We start from the raw sequence: 24,411 nt of genomic DNA, 5'->3' as shown, positions 1-24,411 counted from the left end.
TTTAATAAGCACGGTTCAGCCGCACTTCCAGCAGATGCTGCAAGCGGGTGAAGAAGATGACCACCACCCAGTAGATCAGCGCCACCGCCATGAAGCTCTCGAAGAACTTGAAGGAGGAGGCCGCTTCCATCTGGGCTTTGCCCATGATCTCCGCCACTCCCAGGGTAAACGCCAGGGAGGTGCTCTTGATCATGTCGATGAAGTAGTTCATCAACGATGGTGTCGCGATGCGGGCAGCCTGGGGCAGGATGATCCGCTGCATCGCCTGCAGCCGGCTCATGCCGATACTGAGGGCGGCTTCCATCTGGCTCTTGTGGATGCCGAGAATGGCTGCCCGGATCGACTCTGCCATGTAGGCGGCGAAGTGCAGGGTCAGGCCGATGATGGCGGCGGTAAAGGCATCCATCCCCACGAAGATGGGGAAGAGCTGCGGCAGCCCGTAATAGAGCAGGAACAGCTGGACGAGCAGCGGTGTACCCCGGAAGAACGAGATATACAGCATCGCCAGCCAGTGAAGTGCGGGAACGCGAAACACCCGTACTATCGCCAGGATCAGCGACAGTACGAGTGCCAATACGAATCCCCACAGGGCCATTTCCATCGTGGTGCCCAGGTATTTGAGCAGGATGGGAAACAGCCCTAGCGTGTACTCGAGGTCAAATTCCATCATTTATTTGCTGGTGATGTCCGCTGCGAACCATTTTTCGGAGATTTTGGTCAGGGTGCCGTCTTTGCGCATGGCGGTGAGGGCATCGTCAACCTTTTTCAGCACGGCCTGCTTTTCCGGGGTCTTCAGGAAGGGCAGGGCGTTCTCGATGGTTTCGAACGGTGCACCAGCCTGTTGCAGCGGCAGCTTGGATTCCTTGATCAGCTGGGCGGTGGAGACGCGGTCCATCACGAAGGCGTCGATGCGGCCCAGGGCGACATCCTGCTCGAAGGCGGAGTCATAGGTACGGATATCGATCTTCTTGTTGGGGTCGTTCTTGCGCAGCAGCTCTTCGAAGTTGGAGCCCAGGTTGACGGCGACTTTCTTGCCTTCCAGGTCTTTGATGCCGTGGATGGTGTTGTTGCCCTTGCGGACCACGATCTGAGCACCGTCATAGACATAGGGCTGGGAGAAGGCGTACTTGGCCTTGCGCTCGTCGGTGATGGTGATCTGGTTGGAGATGGTGTCGACGCGGCCGGTTTCCAGCATGCCGAACAGGCCGGAGAAGCTGGCGGTCACGAACTCGACCTTGTAGCCGGTGCGCTCACCGATCTGGTTCCACATGTCCACCTCGAAGCCCTGCAGCTTGTCCTGCTTGACGAAGGTGAACGGGAAATATTTGCCGGACATGCCGACCTTGATGGTTTCCTGGGCGATGGCCTGGCCGGACAGGCTGGCCAGCAGAATGGCGGCGCCGGAAATCAGTTTGATGGTGGATTTCATGGGGATTCCTCTCTCTGTAGTGCTGTATTTTTAGTTGTAATCACGGGTTGGCGCTGATGTTATTGGAATAAAATATAAAAAATAAATGATATTTGGTTATATAAAATAACTATGGTTGCAGCACGCCATTCTGTCCACATTGCCGATATCCGGCTGTGGGTAACTTTGGGGATGAAATGGGATCCTGGGGCGTTGGATCCTTGAAAGTCAAGGATCTTATTTGCTGGATCCGTGCGGCAGCAACTGGAGATCCGGCCACTAAAAACGTAGAATAGCCGGTCTTTACTTAATCAATTGACGGGAGTCTAGAGTGACTGCTTCGCTATGGCAGCAGTGCCTTAACCGGCTGCAAGATGAGTTGCCCTCGGCAGAATTCAGCATGTGGATCCGGCCGCTTCAAGCGGAGTTGAGTGACAATACTCTGACCCTGTATGCACCGAACCGCTTTGTTCTGGACTGGGTACGCGACAAGTACCTGCTCCGGGTCAACGGCATCATCAACGAGCTGTGCGGAGCGGATGCGCCTACCCTGCGTTTTGATATCGGCAATCGCCCTCATCCCGTCGCGGTCGCCAGGGCGCCGGCCCGTGGTGTCGATCCTGTGAATAACTCTCCCAAGAGCTGGGAAAACAAGGCCGAAAACAAGCCCGAGCCAAACCACAAGAGCAACACCAACGTGAACTATACCTTCGAGAATTTCGTCGAGGGTAAGTCCAACCAGCTGGCCCGTGCGGCCGCCCGTCAGGTGGCCGACAATCCGGGTGGTGCCTACAACCCGCTGTTCCTCTATGGCGGCACCGGCCTGGGCAAGACCCACCTGTTGCACGCCGTTGGCAATGCCATCAAGGATCGCAAGAAAGACGCCAAAGTCATCTACATGCACTCCGAACGGTTCGTGCAGGACATGGTGAAGGCGCTGCAGAATAACGCCATTGAAGAGTTCAAGCGTTATTACCGTAGCGTCGATGCCCTGCTCATCGATGACATCCAGTTCTTCGCCAACAAGGAGCGCTCCCAGGAGGAGTTCTTCCACACCTTCAATGCCCTGCTTGAAGGGAACCAGCAGATCATTCTGACCTCGGACCGCTATCCGAAAGAGATCAACGGGGTGGAAGATCGTCTCAAGTCCCGCTTCGGCTGGGGACTCACGGTGGCGATCGAGCCGCCCGAGCTGGAGACCCGGGTTGCCATCCTGATGCGCAAGGCGGACGAGAACCAGATCCATCTGCCGGACGAAGTGGCCTTCTTCATCGCCAAACGACTTCGCTCCAACGTCCGTGAACTGGAAGGCGCCCTCAACCGGGTGATCGCCAACGCCAACTTCACCGGCCGCGCCATCAACATCGACTTCGTGCGCGAGGCGCTGCGCGATCTCCTGGCCTTGCAGGAGAAGCTGGTCACCATCGACAACATCCAGAAGACGGTGGCGGAGTACTACAAGATCAAGCTGGCGGATCTGCTCTCCAAGCGTCGATCCCGTTCCGTTGCCCGCCCGCGCCAGCTGGCGATGGCGCTGGCCAAGGAGCTGACCAACCACAGCTTGCCTGAGATAGGGGATGCCTTTGGTGGCCGTGACCACACCACGGTTCTTCATGCCTGCCGCAAGATCGAGCAGCTGAAGGAAGAGAGTCACGACATCAAGGAAGACTATTCCAACCTGATCCGTACCCTTTCTTCCTGATAACGGAACGGAGTGCACAGATGCAGATTGCATGTTCCAGCCTGATCCGAATCCTTTCCTCCCAATAACAACGGAGAGCACAGATGCAGCTCGAAATTAGCCGTGAGGCCCTGTTACGTCCCCTGCAACTGGTGTCCGGTGCCCTGGGTGGCCGGCCGACCCTGCCCATCCTCGGCAACGTCCTGCTCGATGTCAGCAATGGCCTGCTGTCGCTGACCGGGACCGATCTCGAGGTGGAGATGATCGGACAGGTCTATCTCAACAGCGACAGCCAGGATGGCCGCACCACTGTGCCGGCGCGCAAGTTGCTGGACATCTGTCGCGGTCTGCCGGAGGGGGCGGAGATCCGCCTCAGCACCGAGGGAGAGCGCCTCATCATCCGTTCCGGCCGCTCCCGCTTCAACCTGTCGACCCTGCCGGCGACCGAATATCCGAACATCGAGGATTGGGAATCCGTGCTCGAGTTCGACATCAGCCAGCTGGAGCTGAAAAAACTCATCGACGCGACCCAGTTCTCCATGGCGAGCCAGGACGTGCGCTACTACCTGAACGGCATGCTGTTCGAGAGCGAAGGACATGGCCTGCGTACCGTGGCGACGGACGGTCACCGGCTGGCCACCTGCCGCCGCGAGGTGGTGGGGGAATCGTTGCCCGATCATCAGGTCATCCTGCCGCGCAAAGGGGTGCTGGAGCTGGTGCGCCTGCTGGAAGCAGAAGACAAGCCGGTACGGCTGCAAGTGGGCCGCAGCAACCTGCGCGCCGCCCTGGATGGCTTCATCTTCACCTCCAAGCTGGTGGATGGTCGTTTCCCGGACTGGCGCCGCGTCATCCCGAGAGGGAGCGACAAGGCCCTGATCGCCGGTCGCGAGGATCTGCGCCAGGCCTTTGCCCGTGCCGCCATCCTCTCCAACGAGAAATTCCGTGGGGTGCGTCTCAATCTGCAGGAAAACCTGCTGCGCATCACCGCCAACAACCCGGAACAGGAAGAAGCCGAAGAGCTGCTTGACGTACAATACGCCGCTGGCGAGATGGAGATCGGCTTCAACGTCTCCTATGTGCTGGACGTGTTGAATACGTTAAAATGTGACCAAATCCGGATCAGCCTGAGCGATTCCATCAGCAGCGCCATTATTGAGGATTTTGAGAACCAAGATGCCCAGTACGTGGTGATGCCGATGCGGATCTAGTCGTGTCCCTGGTCAAACTCCAGCTCAGCGACTTTCGCAACATTCAGCACGCCAGTCTCGCGCTGTCTCCCGGCCTCAATATCCTGGTCGGGAGCAACGGCAGCGGCAAGACCAGCGTGCTGGAAGCCATTCATTACCTTGGTCTCGGCCGCTCGTTTCGTACCCATTTGACCGGGCGGGTCATCCGCCAGGGCGAGCGGGCCTTTACCCTGTTTGCCCAGTGCGAGCTGGAGGGGCGTCAGGTGCCCATCGGGCTTGCCAAGGACAAGGGGGGCGAAACCCAGCTCAAGATCGCCGGTGCCCAGGCCCAGCGCCTGGCCGATCTGGCGGAGCTGTTGCCGGTACAGTTGATCCACCCGGATGGTTTCAGCCTGCTGACCGGTGGGCCCCAGGCTCGCCGGGCCTGGCTCGACTGGGGTGTTTTCCATCAGGAGCCGACCTTCTTCTCCCTCTGGGGGCGGGTGCGTCGGCTGCTGAAGCAGCGCAATGCCTTGCTGCGCCAGAGCACCCAGTATCGTCAACTGGCGTTCTGGGATCAGGAGCTGGTGCGACTGGGCGGCGAGCTGGCGGGGTTTCGCGCCAGTTATTGTCAGGCCATTACGCCCCTGATCAAGGAGATGACGGCAGATTTTCTGCCGGAGTTCGATATCAGTCTTGGATTCTATCGAGGCTGGGAAAAAGACACTCCCCTCGATGCATTGCTGGAGGCGGGGTTCGAACGGGATCGTTCGCTGGGGTACACTGGGGTCGGTCCGCAGAAGGCGGACGTGCGGCTCAAGGCGAACGGCGTCCCCGCGCAGGATGTTTTGTCCAGGGGTCAGCTGAAGTTGCTGGTCTGTGCCATGCGGCTGGCTCAAGGGCTCTATTTGAATCAACATAGCAGCCGCGGCTGTATTTTTTTAATTGATGATTTTGCCTCTGAACTGGATGTCGACAAACGTCGTCTGCTGGCCGCAAGGCTGAAGCAGTGCGCGTCCCAGGTGTTCATCACCGCCATCGATACCGGTCAGCTCGCAGACATGATGGATGCGAGTGACTGCAAGCTGTTCCACGTGGAACAAGGCAAGATCTCCGAAACGTTAGAGAAGGCAGAGAGTAAGCTATGAGTGAAAATACTTACGACTCCTCGAATATCAAGGTGCTCAAGGGCCTGGATGCGGTCCGCAAGCGCCCGGGGATGTATATCGGCGATACGGACGATGGATCGGGCCTGCACCACATGGTGTTCGAGGTCGTCGACAACTCCATCGACGAGGCTCTGGCTGGCTACTGCTCCGATATCCAGGTCAAGATCCATTCCGACGGCTCCGTCTCCGTGCGCGACAACGGTCGCGGCATTCCGGTGGACATCCACCCGGAAGAGGGCCGCTCCGCCGCCGAAGTCATCATGACCGTGCTGCACGCCGGCGGCAAATTCGATGACAACTCCTACAAGGTGTCCGGCGGTCTGCACGGTGTGGGCGTTTCCGTGGTGAACGCGCTTTCCGACAAGCTGCTGCTGACCATCCGCCGCAACGGTCATGTCTACGAGCAGACCTATCACCTGGGCGAGCCGCAGGCACCCCTCAAGCAGATTGGTGACAGCACCGGCACCGGGACCGAAGTCCGCTTCTGGCCGAGCCCGACCATCTTCAGCGACACCCTGTTCCATTACGAGATCCTGGCCAAGCGTCTGCGCGAGCTCTCCTTCCTCAACTCCGGCGTCTCCATCCGTCTGATGGACGAGCGTGACGGCCGCGAGGCGCACTTCTGCTACGAAGGGGGCATCAAGGCCTTCGTCGAGTACCTGAACCAGAACAAGACCCCGATTCACCCCAAGGTGTTCCACTTCACCACAGAGCAGGACGGCATCGGTGTCGAAGTCGCCATGCAGTGGAACGACGCCTATCAGGAAGGGGTCTACTGCTTCACCAACAACATTCCGCAGCGGGATGGCGGTACCCACCTGGTGGGCTTCCGTACCGCGTTGACCCGGACGCTGAACAACTACATGGACAAGGAGGACTACAGCAAGAAGGCCAAGTCCGCCGCCAGTGGTGACGATGTCCGTGAAGGTCTGATTGCCGTTATCTCCGTCAAGGTGCCTGACCCCAAGTTCTCCTCCCAGACCAAGGACAAGCTGGTCTCGTCCGAGGTGAAGACCGCCGTGGAACAGGCGATGGGCGAGAAGCTGGCAGACTTCCTGCTGGAGAACCCGGGCGACGCCAAGATCGTGGTCAACAAGATCATCGATGCGGCCCGTGCCCGCGAAGCGGCCCGCAAGGCCCGCGAACTGACTCGCCGCAAGGGCGCGCTGGATATCGCCGGTCTGCCCGGCAAGCTGGCGGACTGTCAGGAGAAAGACCCGGCGCTCTCCGAACTCTACATCGTGGAAGGGGACTCTGCTGGCGGCTCCGCCAAGCAGGGTCGCAACCGGAAGAACCAGGCCATCCTGCCCCTCAAGGGCAAGATCCTGAACGTGGAGAAGGCCCGTTTCGACAAGATGATCTCCTCCCAGGAGGTGGGCACCCTGATCACCGCTCTGGGCTGTGGCATCGGTCGCGACGAGTACAACCCGGACAAGCTGCGCTATCACAACATCATCATCATGACCGATGCGGACGTCGATGGTGCGCACATCCGTACCCTGCTGCTGACCTTCTTCTATCGTCAGATGCCGGAAATCATCGAGCGTGGCTATGTCTTCATCGCCCAGCCGCCGCTCTACAAGGTGAAGAAGGGCAAGCAGGAGCAGTACCTGAAAGACGAAGACGCATTGTTGCAGTACCAGACCGCCATGGCGCTGGACGGTGCGACCCTGCACGTCAACGAATCTGCCCCGGCCATCGGTGGCGAGGCGCTGGAGCGTCTGGTCAACCAGCATCGCTCCGTGACTCACCTGATCACCCGCATGTCCCGTCGCGCCCCGGAAGCCGTGCTGACCCAGCTGATCTATCAGCCTGAGTTGAACGAAACCCTGCTGGCCAGCGAGAGCGATCTGCAGGCCTGGTGCCAGAGCATGGAGGCCGTGCTCAACGAGAGCAACCACGGCATCCAGTACCAGATGCAGGTACGCCGCGACGAGGAGCGCAGCCTGTTCGTGCCCCACGCCGTGGTACGCCAGCACGGGGTCGACCGCGAATACCCGCTCAGCTACGACTTCCTGCAATCCTCCGAGTACCGTCAGCTGGTCTCCCTGGGCAAGGAGATCGCCAATCTGATCGAGGAAGGCGGTTACATCAAGCGTGGTGAGAAGGTGAAGCCGGTCGCCAGCTTCGTTGAAGCGGTCGAGTGGCTGATGGGCGAAGGCAAGCGTGGCATCTACATCCAGCGCTATAAAGGGCTGGGGGAGATGAACCCGGAGCAGCTGTGGGAAACCACCATGGATCCGGAAGCCCGTCGCATGCTGCGTGTCACCATCGACGACGCGGTCGGCGCCGACCAGCTCTTCTCCACCCTGATGGGGGATGCCGTAGAGCCCCGTCGCGACTTCATCGAGACCAACGCGCTGCGGGTTGCCAACCTCGACGTCTAATAGACGGTCCGACAACCATCAAAAGCCGCTCCTCGTGAGCGGCTTTTTGTTTTCTGGGGCAAGGAAGAGGGCGCGTTCCACGTGAAACATGAGGGGCCTAGACCTAGACTCTGTCACCGCGAAAGGTGCGGCGCCACTCCCGCGGCGACACCCCGAAGCGGGCGCGAAAGTGCTTGCTCAATATGGTGGCAGACCCGAGCCCCACCAGTTCGGCGATGCGTTCCACGGTGTGGGAGCAGGACTCCAGCAGCGTCTGGCTGCGGCGCAGGCGCTCCGCCATCAGCCACTCCCCGAGGGAGAGACCGGTGGCGAGCTGGAAGCGGCGGCTAAAGGTGCGTCGGCTCATCATGCAATGTTCCGCCAGGCTATCCAGGGTGTGGGGCGCGGCCAGGTGCAGGCGCAGGTGATCGAACAGCTGGTTGATCCTGGCATCCCGGGTGGTGGCGGGCACCGGCTGCTCGATGAACTGGGCCTGGCCACCCTCCCGGTGGGGAGGCACCACCAGCCGCCTGGCCAGCTTGTTGGCAATCTGGCTGCCGTGATGCTGGCGCACCAGATAGAGGCAGCAGTCCAGGCTGGCGGCGGTGCCAGCCGAGGTGATGAGCCCGTCGTCGTCGACGTAGAGGGCATTGGTATCGAGCCGCACCCGGGGGAAGCGCTGGACGAACTCCTGTTCAAATTCCCAGTGGGTGGCGGCACCGCGCCCGTCCAGCAGGCCGGCATAGGCCAGCACATAGGTGCCGAGACAGAGCCCCACGATCTGGGCTCCCCTGATCCGGGCGGCAACCAGGGCATCGAGCAAGGCTTGGGCGGGGCGCTCGGCCGGATCGCGCCAGAAGGGGATGATGATGATATCCGCCTCCAGCAGACCCTCCAGGCCATAGTCGGCCTCCATGCGAAAGCCCTGGGAGGAGGCGGGTTGCCGCGTGTCATCCCCGGCGCAGAGTCTCAGCTCGAACAACGACTGGCCCGGCATCATCTTGTCGCCAAAGATGAGGCAGGGCACCGAGCAGTGAAAGGGGCTGAAGTGATCGAAGGTGATGACGGCGACGATGAGAGGACGGGGCATGGTTGAAGACTCCTTTGCACTCGGATCCCCATCATACGGGGCAGCAACAGAAAGCCGAAGAGCCATGTGGTGCCCGGCCTCTCGCTCAGAGCACCATGGTGTCGCCATCCTCGGGCACCCGTACCCGGGCGGCCATCCCCTGGCTGTCCAGGTAGTCGCGCAGCTCCCGCCGGGACAGCAGGGCATGATTGACCGCCTCCATGTGGCTGGCGATCAGGGTGGCCTGCGGGGCGGCCTGATAGACGGCGGCCACATCCTCCTTGCCCATGATGATGGCGCCCAGACCCGTCACCTGGGCATCGCCGCAGTTGAGGACGACAACCTCGGGTTGGTGCCTGTGCAGCGCTTGTTCAACCTGGGCATTCCAGACGGTGTCGCCGGCCAGATAGAGGGTCTTTTCGGCGGGATGGGAGAAGACCACTCCGCTGACCTCGCCAAGGCGATCCCCCAGCAGGGCCATGATGCTATCGCTGCCGTGCCGGCCTTCCGTCTGTTGCAGGCGGATGCCGGCGAACTCGCCGACCTCGCCCAGCAGGCGCACATCCTCGAAGCCGCATCCCCTCATGGTGTCGGCATCTTTCTGATGCTGCACGAACAGGGGAAGGTGCCTGGGGATCTTCGCTTTCGCGACATCGTCCCAGTGATCCAGATGGTCATGGGTGACAATCACCGCATCCACCTCCAGCAGGGTCGCCATGGGCAGCGGCAGCTCGACCAGGGGGTTGCGAAGATGGCTGTTGGCCATGCCTTCGAAGCCGGGGTAGCTCCCCTTGGGGGCCAGCATGGGGTCGATGAGGAAGCGGGTTCCTGCGTAGTGGATGAGCAGGGTGGCGTTGCGAACCTGGGTAATCTTCATGGCGTGCTCCGGTTTCTCGTTGGGGACACGGCCAGTATGGAGGGATGAGGGACGGATCATGAGTGGCCCGCAGGCCTATTATCGATCTAATCGGGCCATTCTTGATGGCCTGCATTTCTTTTGTTTTTACCCCTTGAAAGCCAAATGCTGGCCCCTATATAGATAACAAGGCCGGAACGCTCGACAGAGGTTTCGACCAGGCGCCCGTCCATCAGGAGGGCAAACAATCCGTTATCGCTCACAAGAGGGTAATACTATGCGTTCTATCGACTTTTCTCCGCTCTATCGTTCTGCCATCGGTTTCGATCGTCTGGCCACTCTCATCGAATCTGCCGCCAGCAATGGCAATGCCGGATATCCCCCCTACAACATCGAGCAGCTGGGTGACAGCGACTACCGCATCAGCATGGCGGTGGCGGGCTTTACCCAGGAAGAGCTGGAGCTGAGCTTCCAGGAAAATCTGCTGACGGTGAAGGGCAGCAAGCAGGCCGACACCGAGCGCAACTACCTCTACCAAGGCATTGCCGAACGCGGCTTCGAGCGTCGCTTCCAGCTGGCCGACTATGTGCGGGTGAAGGGGGCCGACCTGAAGAACGGTCTGCTGCACATCGACCTGGTGCGCGAAGTGCCCGAGGCGATGAAGCCCCGCAAGATCGAGATCAACGGCTGACAGCCTGACCTCGTTGCATTGCTGATGTTTCCCGGGTGCCGATGGCGGGCCCGTGGAGAGTAAACCCTGTTGCTTTATAGAAGGATAGGATCATGCGTAACCTCGATTTTTCTCATCTCTATTCCAATGCCGTCGGCTTCGAGCGGATGGCCCGCGAGCTGGAAGGCCTGTTCGATCAGAAGACCTCGGCCTACCCCCCGTACAACATCGAGAAGCGGGATCACGACAGCTACCTCATCACGGTTGCCGTGGCCGGTTTCGATCGCAATGAGCTGGAGCTGGAGACCGAAAACGGTACCCTCAAGGTGAAGGGGCGCAAGGTCGCCACCATGGGCGAGCGCCAGTTCCTCCATCAGGGGATCGCCGAGCGGGACTTCGAGCTCGCCTTCAAGCTGAGCCAGCACGTGGAAGTGCAGGGGGCCAGGCTGGAGCACGGCCTGCTGACCATAGAGCTGGCCCGGGAGCTGCCGGAAGCGCTCAAGCCCCGCGCCATCCCCATCGGCAAACCCGATCAGCTGGCACTGCCCGGTTAAACAAAATCGCTGACCACCTGATAGAAAAGAGGCCTGCATCTGCAGGCCTCTTTTTTCATGCCGAAGGGGGAATCAACCGGCGTAGAGGGCGTTGATCTCGTCGGCCAGGATGGCGATGCCACGACGCACCAGATCTTCGCTCTGGGCATAGTTGAGGCGGATGCACTCCTGGCTGTGGCGCCACTCGGGGTCGTCGATGCCGGGGAAGAAGTAGTGGCCGGGCACGATCAGCAGGTTCTTCGCCTTCAGTCGCTCATACAGCTCCTGGCAGTGGATCGGCAGGTCTTCGAACCAGAGCCAGAGGAAGAGGGCACCCTCCGGCTTGTGGATGTGGAAGCGCGGATCCGGAATGGCCTCGCGCAGCAGCTGGACCGCGAAGGTGGCTTTGTGCTGGTAGAAGGGTTTCACCACCTGTTCGCTCAGGGTGATGATGTCTCCGCTCTCGATCATCGGAATGGTGATGGCCGGACCCAGGCTGCCCGGTGCCAGATTGATGATGCCGCTCAGGTTGGTGATGGCCCGGATGATCTTCTCGTCGGCGATGACGATGCCGCAACGGGTGCCAGGCAGGCCGAGCTTGGAGAGGCTCATGCAGAGGATGGTGTTGGCGTTCCAGAACGGCTTGGCGTCGCTGAAGATGATGCCGGGGAAGGGCACGCCGTAGGCATTGTCGATGAGCAGCGGGATCCCCTTGTCACGGGCGATCTGATCGAGGTGCTCGATCTCCTCGTCGGTGAGCACGTTGCCGGTGGGGTTGGTCGGCCGGGAGACACAGATCACCCCGATGTCGTCGCCCACCTGCAGGCTTTCGAAATCCACGTGGTATTTGAACTGGCCGTCGGGCAGTTTCTCGATGGTGGGCTTGTAGGCGACGAAATGATCGTCCGAGAGGGCCGAGTCGGCATAGCCGATGTATTCGGGGGCCAGGGGGAACAGCACCTTCTTCTTGCGACCGTCGGCGAATTCGCCGGCCAGCAGGTTGAACAGATAGAAGAAGGCGTTCTGGCTGCCGTTGGTCAGGGCGATGTTGCGGGCGGAGATCTCCCAGCCCAGCTCCTTGCTGAGCAGGGCGGCCAGCGCCCTGGTGAACCTGTCCTTGCCCTGGGGGCCATCGTAGTTGGCCATGGCCTTGATCAGTTCGCCGTTGTCGAGCAGGGTATTGGCCTCGGCCTGAAAGCGTTCCAGCATGGCGGGGATGGGGGCCGGATTGCCGCCTCCCAGCATGATGGCGTCGGGATTCAGCAGCCCTTGATTGAGGTCGTCCATGAGTTGGGTAATACCGGCGTGGCGAGTGAACTTCTCGCCGAACAAGGAGAATTCCATTCGGTGGCAAATCCAGAGTCAGTTAAGGGGGGAGCTAGCACCATAGCTCACTTCAAAAGCGGGTGTCGATCAAAAAAACGGGGCGTTTCACGTGGAACAGGGTTGCCATGATGGAGGTGGTAAAAAAAACCATTTATAGGTTTTAAAATAACCAATATTCGATTCAGGAAGAGGGGTGGTAGGATCAAAAAATTATTTATATCAATAAAATCATGCTGTTATAAATCTGGCACAACTATTGGAATAGCTATCTGGTCATCTCAACCACACCGGAGCACACCAGATGAAGATCCTGATCGCTACCCTGATTGCCAGCAGCCTGAGCCTGAATGCCATGGCCACCGAGAACCCCAGACCCGAGCTGGACAGCGCCGCCCTGCAACAGGAGATGCTGGCCTTGCAGCAGCAGGCTTCCCATGACGTGGTGGCAGAGGCCATTCAAAACCTCAAGCCGCTGGCCCTGGAGACCCTGGTGGTGGAGGCGAGTTCGGCCGATGCGACTCATCCCGAGAGTTGAGGTAGCGCAAGGGGGTCTGCCCTGTGTGCTGCCTGAAGAAGGCGATGAAGGCGCTGTCGCTGGCGAACTCCAGCGCAGCGGCCACCCGGCTGATGGGCTCGGCTTCGGCCAGCAGTTCCATGGCCCGAAGCAGTCGCCACTGCTGGCGCCAGGCCTGGTAGCTCATACCGGTCTCCCGCATGAAGATGCGGCCTATGGTCTTGTCGCTGGCACCCACCCGCTCGGCCAGCCGGTTGAGCCGATCGGGCAGGGTGTCACCCCGCTTTATCTCCTGCAGCCAGCCGATCAGACGCCCGTCTGACGGCAGCGGCAACTGCCAGGATTCCCGCGGCGCTTGCGCCAGCTCTTCCTGCAACAGCGCCAGCGTGCAATGCTGCTCCGCCGCTGGCTTGTCCCAGGGCCAGAGCGCCATCCGTTCGATGATCTCCCGCAGCAGCGGGTTGACCGCCAGCACCGCCATCTCGTTTGGCAACGCGGGCTCCGGCTGGAAGTAGAGGGAGCGATAGGCCACTACCCCGCGCATCAACACCCGATGGGGCAGGCCTGCTGGCAACCAGGCCGCTCGCGTCGGCGGCAGCAGGCAGACCTGATCGTCCAGCTCTATGGTCATGCAGCCTGCCTGGGCGAACAGCAGCTGGTGGCGCTGGTGCTGATGGCGGCCGGAGTCGTGCCAGCCGAGGGCGGCGGCAATACCGATGGCGCTGCCATCGTGCTGGTCCGGATCAAAGGGGTGATCGGGAAGAATAAAGGCCATGTGTCCGATTCTTGCTGTTTATAGTCCGCCTTATTGTAATCGGACATGTTATCCCTCTCTAGAATGGCGACCTCTTGTGAAGGAGGTGTGTCATGAACAACAGGTTGCCACCGCGCTGGCTGGTGGTCGGATTGATGATGTTTCCCCAGATGGTGGAGACCATCTACAGCCCGGTGCTGACCCATATCGCCACTGAGTTTCGGGTGAGCGAGGGGCAGGCGTCCCAGACCCTGTCGGTCTATTTTCTGGCGTTTGCGGCGGGCGTGGTCTGCTGGGGCAGGTTGTGCGATCTCATCGGGCGGCGTCCCGCCATGCTGGCGGGGTTGCTGACCTATGGCGCCGGCACCCTGCTGGCGTTGCTGGCCACTCAATTTGAAACCCTGCTGCTGGCCCGGGTCATCGCGGCCTTCGGCGCCGCCGTGGGTTCCGTGGTGACCCAGACCATGCTGCGCGACAGCTATCAGTACAGCGATCTGGCGCGGGTCTTTTCGGTGATGGGCATCGCGCTCTCCCTGAGTCCTGTGCTGGGGCTGGTGAGCGGTGGCCTGCTGGCTGATGGCTTGGGTTATCTCGGGGTATTCGGCGTCCTGCTGGCGCTGGCAATCGGCTTGTTGCTGATGGCTTGCTGGCAACTGCCGGAAACCCGCCCGGCCATCACCCAGAGGGTCGCACTCTGGCCGCTGGCCTGCCGGATGGTGCGTGATGCAGCCTTGTGGCGCAGCGCCGCCCTGGTCGCCTTGTTCAACACCATGCTGTTCGGCTACTACAGCCTGGCGCCGTTTCTGTTTGCCAGTCTGGGGTTGAGCGCGGGCGAGTTTGGTTACTCCGGCATCGTGTTGGCGCTGGCGACCTTGGTGGGCAGCCTGCTCAACAAGCATCTGTTGGGCCGTGGCTGGACGCCTGCCTCGTTAATACGGCTCGCCGCCGTGCTGGCGTCGGGTTCGGGTTGGCTGGTGTGGGCCAGTCAGGCATCGCTCTGGTTTCTGCTGCCCATGACGGGAGTGGTGGTCGCGTTCGGGCTGGCTATCCCCAATGTGCTGAGCCAGGCACTGCTGGCCTATCGGGAGGTGGCGGGCAGTGCCGGGGCCCTGTTCGGGCTCGGTTACTACCTGTTGCTCAGCCTGGGATTGGCGGTTGCCGCCAGCTTGCAGGATCTCGGGCTGCTGCTCGGGGGGTGCGGTCTGCTGGCATTTTGCTGCGGTTGGCGTCGTTCCACGTGAAACATCAGCTGCCGATAAAGCGGTAGCCGATGCCGGCTTCAGTTTCGATCAGGGTGGGTTGCTGGGGGTTATCTCCCAGCTTCTTGCGCAGGCTGGCGATGACGATGCGCAGGTAGTGGGTATCTTCCTTGTGGCTCGGTCCCCAGATGTCGATGAGCAGCTGGGTCTGTTGCACCAGCTTGCCGGGGTGGCACACCAGCGCCTGCAACAGGGCGAACTCCTTGCGGGAGAGGGGGATCTCCTCGCCCTGCAGGGTCACCTTGTGGCTGTTGCTATCCAGGGTCAGGCCACAGTGGGGGAAGTGTCGACACTCGCCGCTGGTGGCACCGACTCGCTGGCGCAGCAGCACCCGGATACGGGCCATCATCTCCCCGACGCCGAACGGCTTGCTCATGTAGTCGTTGGCCCCCGCATCCAGCAACCGCACCTTCTCCTGCTCCGAGTCCCGCGCCGAGAGCACCAGCACGGGATTGGCGTGATGTTCGCGGATGGCGTGCAGGATCTGCATGCCATCACCGTCCGGCAGGCCCAGATCCAGGATCACCAGGTCGGGGTTGAGGTGGCGATACTGCGCCATCCCCTCGGTGACGCCGACCGCCTCACTCACCTGATGTCCTTCGGCGATCAGGCTGATCCGCAAAAAACGGCGGATGGCCGCCTCGTCGTCGATGACCAGTATGTGAGCCATTCAGCCTCCCGTTTGCTGATTGAAAAGGGCGGCGACCATCAGGCCGCCGGTGCGTTGAGGGCCAGCGGCAGGGAGATGCGCATGCAGGTGCCGTTGCCGTTGGGGCCGGCGAATGCCCAGATGCGGCCGCCGTGGACCTCTATCATAGCGCGGGAAATGGCGAGGCCAAGCCCGGTGCCGCGGCTGCCGCAGTCACCGACCGGCTGGGTGTAGAACAGATTGAAGATCTTGTCCCGATCCGACTCGGCGATGCCGACCCCGATATCGATGATGTCGATGATGAGGTCGGGGTCCGCCAGCATCACCTTGAACTCGATGGGGGTGCCGGCCGGTGAGTAGCGGGAGGCGTTGTCGAGTATGTTGACCAGCACCTGCTCGATCAGGGCGCCGTGCACATAGAGCCGGGGGATCTGCTGATCGAAGTGCACCAGCAGCTTGTGCTGGCGCCAGGAGGAGTCGAGCCGGCGGCGGGCGCTTTCCACCAGGTCCGCCAGGTCGACCCAATCCCGTTTCAGCTGGAAATCCGGTGAACCGATGCGGGTCATGTCCAGCAGGTTCTGCACATAGCCGTGCAGGCGGCGCGCCTCGTCCTGCACCGAGTGCAGCAGTTCGATGCGGTCCTCCGCACTTATCCGGTCCCCGTATTCCAGCAGGGTGCTGCCGGCCCCCATGATGGTGGCCAGCGGCGTCTTCAGGTCGTGGGAGACCGAGGAGAGCAGGGCCGCGCGCATCCGGTCGGTCTCCGCCTGCAACTGGCTGTCGGCCAGCCGCTCGTTGAGATCGATCCGCGCCAGGGCGGCGCGGATATCGGTGAGCAGGGCCTGCAGCTGGTGCTCGGCGGCGGAGGTGAGCGGGCTGGCCAGCCGGATGCCCAGCACCAGGTCATCGCCGAGGTGATGATACTGGGCCTCGGCGGCGTTGAGGGTGGCGGTATGGGCACCGGCACTCTGTTTCTGGGCCAGGCACCAGTCAATGGCGGCCTTGTCTGTCTGGCCCGGCCCGGTCTGGGTGTCACCGGCCCGGTACTGGTAATCCCCATCGAGCGCGAACACGGGCTGCCCAAGGGCGAGGGCGATGGCCTGGGTTCCCTGTCTCAGCACGTCCACCGGGCTGCTGGCGGTGGCCAGCCCCTGGCTCAGGGAGAGCAGGGCGTTACCGAGCTGCTGGGTCTCGCGCAGACTGACCAGTTGCTGACGCTGGCGGGAGGCGAGGCGCCCGGCCGCGATGCCGACGATGAGCAGCACGAACAGGGTGAGCAGGTCGCTGTGGCTGGCCACGCTCAGGGAGAAGTAGGGGAAGGTGAACAGCAGATTGTGGCCGACGAAGCCCAGCACGGCGGCCAGGATGGCGGGGACCAGGCTGGTGGTGAGCGCGGTGGCCAGCACCCCCAGCACGAACAGCATGGGCAGGGAGGCGGGGGGCAGCCAGTGGGAGAGGGCCCAGACCACGGCCGAGGTCCCCCCCATGATGGCCACCGCCAGCAGGCTCTGGCGAAGCTCACCCGGGCCTGCCGTAGGTAGGGTCAGGCCGGGCTTGCGCTTCTCGGTATCCACCAGCGTGATCTCGAATCCCTGCGCCTGTTTGAGCAGGTGCTGTACCAGGGATCGACGCCAGGGCGGGTTGCGGGATTTGCCGAGCAGCAATTGGGAGACCTGCTGCTGTTCGGCGGTTTCCAGCAGGGCATCGGCCACGGCCGGGCTGGAGAGGGTCAGCACCCTGGCCCCCAGTTGGGAGGCGAGGGCCAGCGCCTGCTCCAGCTCGGGGGAGCGTTGCCCCTTGCTGTCGATGTGCACCACCAGCCAGGGCAGTTGCCTGCGCTGGGCGAAGCGGTGGCCGTAACGCACCAGGGCGGCGCCGTGCTCATCCCCGATGCAGACCATCAGCTTGCCCCGCAGCGGCAGTGTGGTCTTGCCGGCGGCCTGCCACTGCAACTGCAGATCCCCCTCCACGTGGCTGGCGGCGGTCTGCATCGCCAGCTCCCGCAGGGCGGTCAGGTTGTTGAGGGAGAAGAAGGATTGCAGGGCGGCCTTGGCCTGGTGGGGCACATAGACCTTGCCCTCCTTGAGGCGGCCGAGCAGCTCCTTGGGGGGGAGGTCGATCAGCACCAGGCTGTCGGCCTCCAGCAGCACCTGATCCGGCAGGGTCTCCTTGACCCTGACCCCGGTCAGCTGCCACACCAGATCGTTGAGGCTCTCCAGGTGCTGCACGTTGAGGGTGGTGTAGACGTCGATGCCGGCGCCCAGCAGCTCCTCTACATCCTGCCAGCGCTTCTCGTGGCGGCTGCCGGGGGCGTTGCTGTGGGCCAGCTCGTCCACCACGGCGATGGCGGGCTTACGCGCCAGCAGGCCGTCCAGATCCATCTCCTCCAGCCGCTGCTGGCGGTGCAGGTGCAGTGTGCGCGGCAGGATGGCGAGCTTGTCGAGCAGGGCCAGGGTCTCCTGGCGGCCGTGGGTCTCCACCACCCCGATCAGGATGTCGACACCCTCTCTGGCCTGCTCCCGCACCGCCTGCAGCATGGCGTAGGTCTTACCGACGCCGGGGGCCGCGCCGAGAAACACCTTCAGCTTGCCCCTGTGCTCCTGCTCCAGACTCGCCAGCAGGGCGTCTGCCCTCACTTCATCACGCATCCCCGTGCTCCCGTTGCATCGGCCGAACCGCGGCCGTGACCTCATTGCTCATGCTTGTCCCCGTTGTCGAAAGGGAGCCTGTCCCGAACGGCAAGGAGCGCCCTCAGGCGCCCTTTTGATGATCGAGTTGCAGGTTCAACTGGAGAATGTTGACCACCTGCGGGCCAAGGATACCAGCTTGTGCCGCCGACTTGACCTGCTCCGTCAACTGAACGGGATCCAGCCCCCGTTGCCCGGCGACCCGCGCTACCTGAGCCAGGGCTGCATCGATCGGCAGATGGGGATCGAGGCCGGAGGCGGAGCGGGTCAGCAGGGCGGGGACCCTGGCTTCTGGCTGCGCCCTGGCCGCCGCGGCGGCAAACTCGGCCCGCAGCGGCGAGCTCATCCCCAGGTTGCTGGCACCTCCGCCTATGGTGGCGAAGTCGCTGGCGGAGGGGCGGGAGTGGAAGTAGTCGGCCCGCTCGAACTTCTGTGCCAGCAGGGCGCTGCCGACCACCTGCTGTTTGGCGTTGGTGAGCAGGCTGCCGTTGGCCTGCCAGGGGAAGAGCAGCTGGGCCAGCCCGGTGACGGCCAGCGGATACGCTACCCCCAGCAGCAGGGTCAGGGTCAGCAGGGTTCTGATTGCTATCATGATTTTCTTGCTCCAAATGCGTTGGGTGGATGCGGGTCTGTCCCGCATCCGGTGATGCCGTTACACCAGCCCCAGGCCGGTGATGACCAGGTCGATCAGCTTGATGCCTATGAAGGGCACTATCAGGCCGCCGACGCCGTAGATCAGCAGGTTGCGGCGCAGCAGGCTGGCGGCCGAGCCCTGCAGGCTGACCCCGCGCAGGGCCAGCGGCACCAGCGCGACGATGATCAGGGCGTTGAAGATGATGGCCGACAGGATGGCGCTTTCCGGGCTGCCTAGCTGCATCAGGTTCAGCACCCCCAGCTGCGGATAGGCGGCGATGAACAGGGCCGGCAGGATGGCGAAGTACTTGGCCACGTCGTTGGCGATGGAGAAGGTGGTCAGGGCGCCACGGGTCACCAGCAGCTGCTTGCCCACCAGCACCACGTCAAGCAGCTTGGTGGGGTTGGAGTCGAGATCCACCAGGTTGCCCGCCTCCTTGGCGGCTTGGGTCCCCTCGTTCATGGCCAGGCCCACGTCGGCCTGGGCCAGCGCCGGTGCGTCGTTGGCGCCGTCCCCGCACATGGCGACCAGCCGGCCGTCGGCCTGCTCCTGACGGATGTAGGCCAGCTTCTTCTCCGGCGTCGCCTCGGCGATGAAGTCATCCACCCCGGCCTCGGCGGCGATAGCGGCGGCGGTCAGCGGGTTGTCACCGGTGATCATCACGGTGCGGATCCCCATGTGGCGCAAGATCTGGAAGCGGGCCTTGATGCCCGGCTTGATGATGTCCTTGAGGAACACTACCCCCAGCAGCTTCTCGTGGGTGCAGACCAGCAGCGGGGTACCGCCCTGGCGGGCGATGTTGTCCACCGATTTGAGGATGAGCTCGGGCACCGCCTTGCGATCGAGCGAGAGGTAGCGCAGCACCGCGTCCACCGCCCCCTTGCGATAGTGATGGCCGTTGCGATCCAGCCCGCTCAGCCGGGTCTCGGCGCTGAAGGGGATGAGGATGTCGCTCTCCAGCTGGCTCGGCTTGGTGTGGCTCTTGCCCGCCAGGGTCAGGATGGATTTGCCTTCCGGCGTGTTGTCACCGAGCGAGGCCAGCATGGCGGCTTGGGCCAGCAGGGAGGGGTCCACGCCGGGGGCCGGGATCAGCTCGTCCGCCATCCGGTTGCCGAAAGTGATGGTGCCGGTCTTGTCCAGCAGCAGGGTGCGCACGTCGCCGGCGGCTTCCACCGCCCGGCCCGACTTGGCGATCACGTTGAGCTTCACCAGCCGGTCCATGCCGGCGATGCCGATGGCGGAGAGCAGACCGCCGATGGTGGTCGGGATCAGGGTGATGAACAGCGCCAGCAGATAGAGCCGGGGCACCTGGGTGCCGTTGTAGTCGAGGAACCAGGGCAGGGTGGCCACTACCAGCAGGAAGATCAGGGTCAGCCCCACCAGCAGGGCGTCCAGCGCCATCTCGTTGGGGGTCTTCTGCCGCTTGGCTCCTTCCACCAGGGCAATCATGCGATCCAGCGTGCTTTCGCCCGGGTTGTTGCTGATGTGCACCCAGATCTGGTCGGAGACGACGGTGGTGTTGCCGGTCACGCCGCTGCGGTCGGTGCCCGACTCGCGGATGACGGGGGCGGATTCGCCGGTGATGGCCGCCTCGTTGACCGAGGCGATGCCGGCGACCACTTCGCCGTCGGCCGGGATCATCTCGCCGCTGCGCACCAGCACCAGATCGCCCTTGAGCAGGCTGGTGGCCGGTACCCACTCGCCCTTGTCATCCTGCGGGCTGGTGACTCGACGTGCCTTGAGCTGGCTCATGCCGGCCTTCAGGCTGTCGGCCCGCGCCTTGCCGCGCCCCTCTGCCAGGGTCTCGGCGAAGTTGGCAAACCAGAGGGTGAGCCAGAGCCAGGCGGTCAGTTGCCAGGCCAGCGAAGGAGCGACGCCGGAGAGCGGTTGCCCCAGCAGCGACTCCAGGGTCGCCATCACGGCCGCCAGCCAGAGGGTGAACAGGATGGGGCTGCCAAACAGCGCCCTGGGGTTGAAGCGATAGAGGGCTTCCACCATGGCCTGCAGGATCTGTGATTTCTGTTTCTTGCCCTTCACCTTGAGGGTGTCGGTGCTCATTGAAGCGGACTTGCTCATTGGAAAGCTCCCTGCATCGAATAGTTGGTCACGCAGATCAATCGGGTGTGCAGCATCAGAAGGCACCTCCCAGCAGGCTCAGGTGTTCCGCCACCGGGCCCAACGCCAGCACCGGCAGGAAGGAGAGACCCCCCATCAGCAGCACGGTGACGATCAGCAGGGTGATGAAGAGCGGGCCGCTAACGGGGAAGTCCCCTTCGCTCGTCTCCTGGCGTGGTGCGCGGGCCAGCTGGCCGGCGATGGCCAGTACCGGAATGATGTAGCCGAAGCGGCCGAGCAGCATGGCCAGCCCGATGGCGATGCACTGCCAGCTGTCGGCGGCGGCAAAGCCGGCGAAGGCGGAGCCGTTGTTGCCGGCGGCCGAAGCGTAGGCATAGATCAGCCGTGACAGACCGTGGGGGCCGTCGTGACCGATGACGGTGGCGGAGTTCGGCATCAGCAGGGTAATGCCGCCGATCACCAATACCCCGACCGGCATCACCAGCATGCTGGCGACCACCCACTTCATCTCGGTGATGCCGAGCCGCTTGCCCAGATAGGTGGGGGTACGCCCCACCATCAGGCCGCACAGGAACACGGTCAGCAGCACGAACAGCATCATGCCGTAGATGCCGGCACCGACGCCGCCGAACACCACTTCACCCAGCAGCATGTTGATCATGGCGACCATGCCGGCGAGGGGGGCGAAGCTGTCGTGCATGGCGTTGACCGAGCCGTTGGAAGCGGCGGTGGTGGCCACTTCCCAGATGCTGGAGAGCACGGGGCCGAAGCGGCTCTCTTTGCCTTCCCAGTTGCCGGCTTCGCTGGTGAGGTGGGCGAGGGCGGGATCCGGCTTCAGCTCCTGGCCGATGGCGAGGCAGAGCCCCAGCACCAGCATGGTGGTCATGGCGATGAGGATGGCGCGGCTGTGGGCCAGATCCTTCACGTAGCGCCCCAGGGTACAGACCATGGCGGCGGCCAGCGTCAGCAGGGCGACCATCTCCAGCCAGTTGGAGAGGGCGGTCGGGTTCTCGAACGGATGGGCCGAGTTGATGCCGAAGAAGCCGCCGCCGTTGGAGCCGAGCTGCTTGATGGCGATCTGGGAGGCGGCCGGGCCGAGCGGCAGCAGCTGCTCCTGACCTTCCAGGGCGTGGAACGGCAGGTAGGCCGACAGGCTCTGGGGCACCCCCTGCCATACCAGCAGCAGCGCCAGGATCAGCGCCATCGGCAGCAGCACGTAGAGGCAGAAGCGCACCAGATCCTGCCAGAAGTTGCCAAGGTGGGTGGTCTGCTGGCGGGCGATGCCGCGAAACAGGGCGATGGCGACGGCGGCGCCGGTGGCGGCGGAGACGAAGTTCTGGGTGGTGAGCCCCACCATCTGGCTGAAGTAGGAGAGGCTGGCTTCGCCGGAGTAGGCCTGCCAGTTGGTGTTGGTCATGAAGCTGACCGCGGTGTTGAAGGCGAGTTGCCAGTTCAGCCCGGGCAGCTGCTGCGGGTTGAGGGGCAATAGCCCCTGCGCCATCAGGATCAGGAACAGCAGGCCGAAGCCTGCGCCGTTGAAGGCCAGCAGGCTGAGGGCGTAGGACTTCCAGTCCTGCTCGCGCCCGTCCGTGCCGCAGCAGGCCAGGGTGGCGCGCTCAAGCGGGGCCAGCCAGCGACTCTTGCCTTCAAATACCCGATACAGGTAGTTGCCAAGCAGAGGCGCCGGCAGCAGCACCAGCAGCACGAACGCGACGGGATAGATGATCTCTTGCCACATATCCGGTTCCTCACTCATGGGGGCGCGCGAGGGCGCGCAGCAGATAACCCGCGAGGGCAAGGACCAGCAGCAGATATAGCCAATTCATAACGACTCCGTTGAGGTAATTAGCGTCAGGGATCGATGCATATCCGTGTCGATCCCATAGGTCTCATTGACGCTGAAAGGGTATGTAGAACGGGCGTAAAGGCGCCATAAAGCCCGATTTGGCTGGCGTAAAATCGGCGTAAAGAAGGCGGGTTTTGCTAGCTGGTGGACGGGCAAGGCACAAAAAAACCGGCCTGGGCCGGGTTTTGGTAGCAAGTGGCGGAAGCTGACCCGATGGTGATGAGGTCAGCTTCAACTCCACTTATCGCATGGTCACAAACTCTTCCGCGCTGGTCGGATGGAGAGTGTAAACACAGTTGTAGAAGCTGGTCTGATAATGACAGGCCAGCTTCAACCCCGCTTATCGCATGGTCACAAACTCTTCCGCACTGGTCGGATGGATGGCGACACAGTTGTCGAAGTCCGCCTTGGTGGCGCCCATCTTCATGGCGACGCCGAAGCCTTGCAGGATTTCGTCCATGGCGAAGCCGATGCCGTGCAGGCCGACCACCTTCTCTTCCGGCCCGACGCAGACCAGTTTCATCCGGGTGGGCTGGCGATGCTGGGTCAGGGCCGAGTACATGGCGGTGAACTGGCTGCGGTAGACCTTCACCTGGCTCTCGCCATATTCGGCGATGGCCTCCGGCTCGGTCAGTCCTATGGTGCCGATGGGCGGGTGGCTGAACACCACGGTCGGCACCAGATCGTAGTTGAGGTGCTCGTTCGGCTTGTTGTTGAACAGCCGCTCCGAGAGGCGGCGGCCTGCCGCGACAGCCACCGGGGTGAGCTGGATGCGGCCGGTGTTGTCACCGACGGCATAGAGGTTGGCGACGGCGGTGTTCTGGAACTTGTCGGTCGGGATAAAGCCCTTCTCGTCCAACTCGATGCCGGTGGCAGCCAGATTGAGGTTGTCGGTGGCCGGGACGCGGCCGATGGCCCAGATCAGGCAGTCGACGGTGAGGTGGCGACCATCTTCCAGTTGCAGGGTCAGGCTGTCGTCGGCGTTCTTGATGACGGCCTTGGGAATGGCGTGGGTGTGCAGCTTGGGCCCTTCCTGCGCCATGATCTCCACCAGGGTCTCGTGGATCATGGGGTCGAAGTTGCGCAGCGGCGCATGTTTGCGCACCACCAGATGGGTCTCGGAGCCAAGTGCCTGCATCACGCCAGCGATCTCCACGGCGATATAGCCGGCACCCACCACGGCAACCCGTTTGGGCTGGCTTTGCAGGTCGAAGAAACCGTCGGAGTCGATACCCAGTTCGGCGCCCGGAATGGTCGGGACCTCGGGGCGGCCGCCGGTGGCAATCAGGATGTGATCTGCGCTGTACTGCTCAGCGTTCACCTCGACGGTATGGCTGTCGACGAAGCGGGCGAAGCCCTTGATGACAGTGATCTGGTTCTTGCCCAGCACGTTCTGGTAGGACTGGTGAATGCGCCCGATATAGGCCTGACGGGATTCGACCAGTCTGGCCCAGCTGAAGTGGTTGAGCGTGGTGTCGAAGCCGTAGTCGGCGCCATATTTCAGTGCATCGGCGATCTGGCCTGCATACCACATGGCCTTCTTCGGTACGCAGCCGACGTTGACGCAGGTGCCACCCAGCTCTTTGGCTTCGATCAGGGCGACTTTCTTGCCGTACATGGCTGCCCGGTTGGCCGAGGCGATGCCGCCGCTGCCGCCACCGATGGCGATGTAGTCAAAATGCTGTGCCATTGCGAGGTTCTCCGCTCGTTAAGAATGCAGTCACAGCATGATGGGGACAAAGCGGCCG

Annotated in this window: 20 protein-coding genes; 8 read left to right on the top strand and 12 right to left on the bottom strand. The window is 62.6% G+C overall.

Going from position 1 to position 24,411, the window contains the following annotated elements:
- Position 1: 1 nt before the first annotated feature.
- Together PG896_RS03570 and PG896_RS03565 are read right to left on the bottom strand one after the other, a co-directional pair.
- Positions 2–670 (bottom strand): amino acid ABC transporter permease, encoded by a 669-nt coding sequence (locus tag PG896_RS03570; RefSeq protein ID WP_010672283.1) that lies wholly within the window; start codon positions 668–670, stop codon positions 2–4.
- Complete coding sequence (locus PG896_RS03565) at positions 671–1,429, bottom strand: amino acid ABC transporter substrate-binding protein (RefSeq protein WP_039040644.1); 759 nt, start codon at positions 1,427–1,429, stop codon at positions 671–673.
- Positions 1,430–1,739: 310 nt separating this feature from the next.
- Between PG896_RS03565 and dnaA the strand changes: the two genes are divergently transcribed.
- The 4 genes from dnaA to gyrB all read left to right on the top strand — a co-directional run bounded on the left by dnaA (position 1,740) and on the right by gyrB (position 7,811).
- Entirely contained in the window at positions 1,740–3,110 is a 1,371-nt protein-coding gene (gene dnaA / locus PG896_RS03560; RefSeq protein WP_039040645.1) for a chromosomal replication initiator protein DnaA, read from the top strand.
- 83 nt (positions 3,111–3,193) lie between these two features.
- The gene (dnaN, locus tag PG896_RS03555; protein ID WP_039040646.1) at positions 3,194–4,297 is read left to right on the top strand and encodes a DNA polymerase III subunit beta; all 1,104 of its coding nucleotides are present in this window, start codon (positions 3,194–3,196) and stop codon (positions 4,295–4,297) included.
- A 2-nt stretch (positions 4,298–4,299) separates the two neighbouring features.
- Positions 4,300–5,403, top strand: coding sequence for a DNA replication/repair protein RecF (recF, locus tag PG896_RS03550; protein WP_113978286.1), 1,104 nt, complete (start codon positions 4,300–4,302; stop codon positions 5,401–5,403).
- Positions 5,400–7,811: a DNA topoisomerase (ATP-hydrolyzing) subunit B gene (gyrB, locus tag PG896_RS03545; protein WP_042016138.1), complete on the top strand. Its 2,412-nt coding sequence runs from the start codon at positions 5,400–5,402 to the stop codon at positions 7,809–7,811. The genes recF and gyrB overlap by 4 nt, the downstream gene beginning before the upstream one ends.
- A gap of 103 nt (positions 7,812–7,914) precedes the next feature.
- Here gyrB and PG896_RS03540 read toward each other — a convergent pair whose 3' ends face one another.
- Positions 7,915–8,880 carry a GlxA family transcriptional regulator gene (locus PG896_RS03540; protein WP_270835385.1) on the bottom strand — a complete coding sequence of 322 codons (966 nt, stop codon included), beginning with the start codon at positions 8,878–8,880 and terminating at the stop codon, positions 7,915–7,917.
- An 85-nt stretch (positions 8,881–8,965) separates the two neighbouring features.
- Positions 8,966–9,736 (bottom strand): MBL fold metallo-hydrolase, encoded by a 771-nt coding sequence (locus PG896_RS03535; RefSeq protein ID WP_103243949.1) that lies wholly within the window; start codon positions 9,734–9,736, stop codon positions 8,966–8,968.
- Between the two features lie 256 nt (positions 9,737–9,992).
- Here PG896_RS03535 and PG896_RS03530 point away from each other — a divergent pair, with 256 nt between their 5' ends.
- Positions 9,993–10,406: an Hsp20 family protein gene (locus PG896_RS03530; protein WP_010672291.1), complete on the top strand. Its 414-nt coding sequence runs from the start codon at positions 9,993–9,995 to the stop codon at positions 10,404–10,406.
- A 92-nt stretch (positions 10,407–10,498) separates the two neighbouring features.
- Positions 10,499–10,939, top strand: coding sequence for an Hsp20 family protein (locus PG896_RS03525; protein ID WP_010672292.1), 441 nt, complete (start codon positions 10,499–10,501; stop codon positions 10,937–10,939).
- Positions 10,940–11,011: 72 nt separating this feature from the next.
- Here the strand turns inward: PG896_RS03525 and PG896_RS03520 are convergent, their stop codons facing one another.
- Positions 11,012–12,262, bottom strand: coding sequence for a valine--pyruvate transaminase (locus tag PG896_RS03520; RefSeq protein ID WP_109113150.1), 1,251 nt, complete (start codon positions 12,260–12,262; stop codon positions 11,012–11,014).
- 283 nt (positions 12,263–12,545) lie between these two features.
- Between PG896_RS03520 and PG896_RS03515 the strand changes: the two genes are divergently transcribed.
- Positions 12,546–12,779, top strand: coding sequence for a hypothetical protein (locus tag PG896_RS03515; protein WP_052814509.1), 234 nt, complete (start codon positions 12,546–12,548; stop codon positions 12,777–12,779).
- Here the strand turns inward: PG896_RS03515 and PG896_RS03510 are convergent.
- Positions 12,709–13,533 carry an AraC family transcriptional regulator gene (locus PG896_RS03510; protein ID WP_270835384.1) on the bottom strand — a complete coding sequence of 275 codons (825 nt, stop codon included), beginning with the start codon at positions 13,531–13,533 and terminating at the stop codon, positions 12,709–12,711. The genes PG896_RS03515 and PG896_RS03510 overlap by 71 nt on opposite strands.
- A gap of 92 nt (positions 13,534–13,625) precedes the next feature.
- Between PG896_RS03510 and PG896_RS03505 the strand changes: the two genes are divergently transcribed.
- Positions 13,626–14,753 (top strand): multidrug effflux MFS transporter, encoded by a 1,128-nt coding sequence (locus PG896_RS03505; protein ID WP_270835383.1) that lies wholly within the window; start codon positions 13,626–13,628, stop codon positions 14,751–14,753.
- A 4-nt stretch (positions 14,754–14,757) separates the two neighbouring features.
- On the opposite strand, the gene PG896_RS03500 is transcribed toward PG896_RS03505, so the two are convergent.
- The 6 genes from PG896_RS03500 to gorA form a co-directional block, all read right to left on the bottom strand.
- The gene (locus PG896_RS03500) at positions 14,758–15,441 is read right to left on the bottom strand and encodes a response regulator (protein WP_128313067.1); all 684 of its coding nucleotides are present in this window, start codon (positions 15,439–15,441) and stop codon (positions 14,758–14,760) included.
- A gap of 38 nt (positions 15,442–15,479) precedes the next feature.
- A complete protein-coding gene (locus PG896_RS03495) occupies positions 15,480–18,068 on the bottom strand; it encodes a sensor histidine kinase (protein ID WP_042016150.1) in 2,589 nt (862 codons plus the stop codon).
- A gap of 103 nt (positions 18,069–18,171) precedes the next feature.
- Positions 18,172–18,699: a potassium-transporting ATPase subunit C gene (locus tag PG896_RS03490; protein WP_076362534.1), complete on the bottom strand. Its 528-nt coding sequence runs from the start codon at positions 18,697–18,699 to the stop codon at positions 18,172–18,174.
- Between the two features lie 60 nt (positions 18,700–18,759).
- Positions 18,760–20,817: a potassium-transporting ATPase subunit KdpB gene (gene kdpB, locus PG896_RS03485; protein ID WP_201871708.1), complete on the bottom strand. Its 2,058-nt coding sequence runs from the start codon at positions 20,815–20,817 to the stop codon at positions 18,760–18,762.
- A gap of 55 nt (positions 20,818–20,872) precedes the next feature.
- Complete coding sequence (gene kdpA / locus PG896_RS03480; protein WP_128313069.1) at positions 20,873–22,555, bottom strand: potassium-transporting ATPase subunit KdpA; 1,683 nt, start codon at positions 22,553–22,555, stop codon at positions 20,873–20,875.
- Positions 22,556–23,003: 448 nt separating this feature from the next.
- The gene (gene gorA, locus PG896_RS03475; RefSeq protein WP_270835382.1) at positions 23,004–24,353 is read right to left on the bottom strand and encodes a glutathione-disulfide reductase; all 1,350 of its coding nucleotides are present in this window, start codon (positions 24,351–24,353) and stop codon (positions 23,004–23,006) included.
- Between the last annotated feature and the right edge of the window lie 58 nt (positions 24,354–24,411).

The sequence above is a fragment of the Aeromonas sp. QDB30 genome, assembly GCF_027707645.1.
GTDB classification, from domain to species: Bacteria; Pseudomonadota; Gammaproteobacteria; order Enterobacterales; family Aeromonadaceae; genus Aeromonas; species Aeromonas caviae.
Note: the sequence above shows the minus strand (reverse complement) of the source record. Positions and strands in the feature narration are given on the sequence as shown.

Excerpts from the sequence above, each read along its gene's own strand:
- PG896_RS03510 (WP_270835384.1), bottom strand. The coding sequence starts at position 13,533 with ATGGCCTTTATTCTTCCCGATCACCCCTTTGATCCGGACCAGCACGAT.
- PG896_RS03530 (WP_010672291.1), top strand. The coding sequence starts at position 9,993 with ATGCGTTCTATCGACTTTTCTCCGCTCTATCGTTCTGCCATCGGTTTC.
- dnaN (WP_039040646.1), top strand. The coding sequence starts at position 3,194 with ATGCAGCTCGAAATTAGCCGTGAGGCCCTGTTACGTCCCCTGCAACTG.
- PG896_RS03490 (WP_076362534.1), bottom strand. The coding sequence starts at position 18,699 with ATGATAGCAATCAGAACCCTGCTGACCCTGACCCTGCTGCTGGGGGTA.
- kdpA (WP_128313069.1), bottom strand. The coding sequence starts at position 22,555 with ATGTGGCAAGAGATCATCTATCCCGTCGCGTTCGTGCTGCTGGTGCTG.
- PG896_RS03540 (WP_270835385.1), bottom strand. The coding sequence starts at position 8,880 with ATGCCCCGTCCTCTCATCGTCGCCGTCATCACCTTCGATCACTTCAGC.
- PG896_RS03570 (WP_010672283.1), bottom strand. The coding sequence starts at position 670 with ATGATGGAATTTGACCTCGAGTACACGCTAGGGCTGTTTCCCATCCTG.
- PG896_RS03565 (WP_039040644.1), bottom strand. The coding sequence starts at position 1,429 with ATGAAATCCACCATCAAACTGATTTCCGGCGCCGCCATTCTGCTGGCC.
- PG896_RS03515 (WP_052814509.1), top strand. The coding sequence starts at position 12,546 with ATGAAGATCCTGATCGCTACCCTGATTGCCAGCAGCCTGAGCCTGAAT.
- PG896_RS03495 (WP_042016150.1), bottom strand. The coding sequence starts at position 18,068 with ATGCGTGATGAAGTGAGGGCAGACGCCCTGCTGGCGAGTCTGGAGCAG.
- gyrB (WP_042016138.1), top strand. The coding sequence starts at position 5,400 with ATGAGTGAAAATACTTACGACTCCTCGAATATCAAGGTGCTCAAGGGC.
- gorA (WP_270835382.1), bottom strand. The coding sequence starts at position 24,353 with ATGGCACAGCATTTTGACTACATCGCCATCGGTGGCGGCAGCGGCGGC.
- kdpB (WP_201871708.1), bottom strand. The coding sequence starts at position 20,817 with ATGAGCAAGTCCGCTTCAATGAGCACCGACACCCTCAAGGTGAAGGGC.
- PG896_RS03500 (WP_128313067.1), bottom strand. The coding sequence starts at position 15,441 with ATGGCTCACATACTGGTCATCGACGACGAGGCGGCCATCCGCCGTTTT.
- PG896_RS03535 (WP_103243949.1), bottom strand. The coding sequence starts at position 9,736 with ATGAAGATTACCCAGGTTCGCAACGCCACCCTGCTCATCCACTACGCA.
- PG896_RS03520 (WP_109113150.1), bottom strand. The coding sequence starts at position 12,262 with ATGGAATTCTCCTTGTTCGGCGAGAAGTTCACTCGCCACGCCGGTATT.
- PG896_RS03525 (WP_010672292.1), top strand. The coding sequence starts at position 10,499 with ATGCGTAACCTCGATTTTTCTCATCTCTATTCCAATGCCGTCGGCTTC.
- PG896_RS03505 (WP_270835383.1), top strand. The coding sequence starts at position 13,626 with ATGAACAACAGGTTGCCACCGCGCTGGCTGGTGGTCGGATTGATGATG.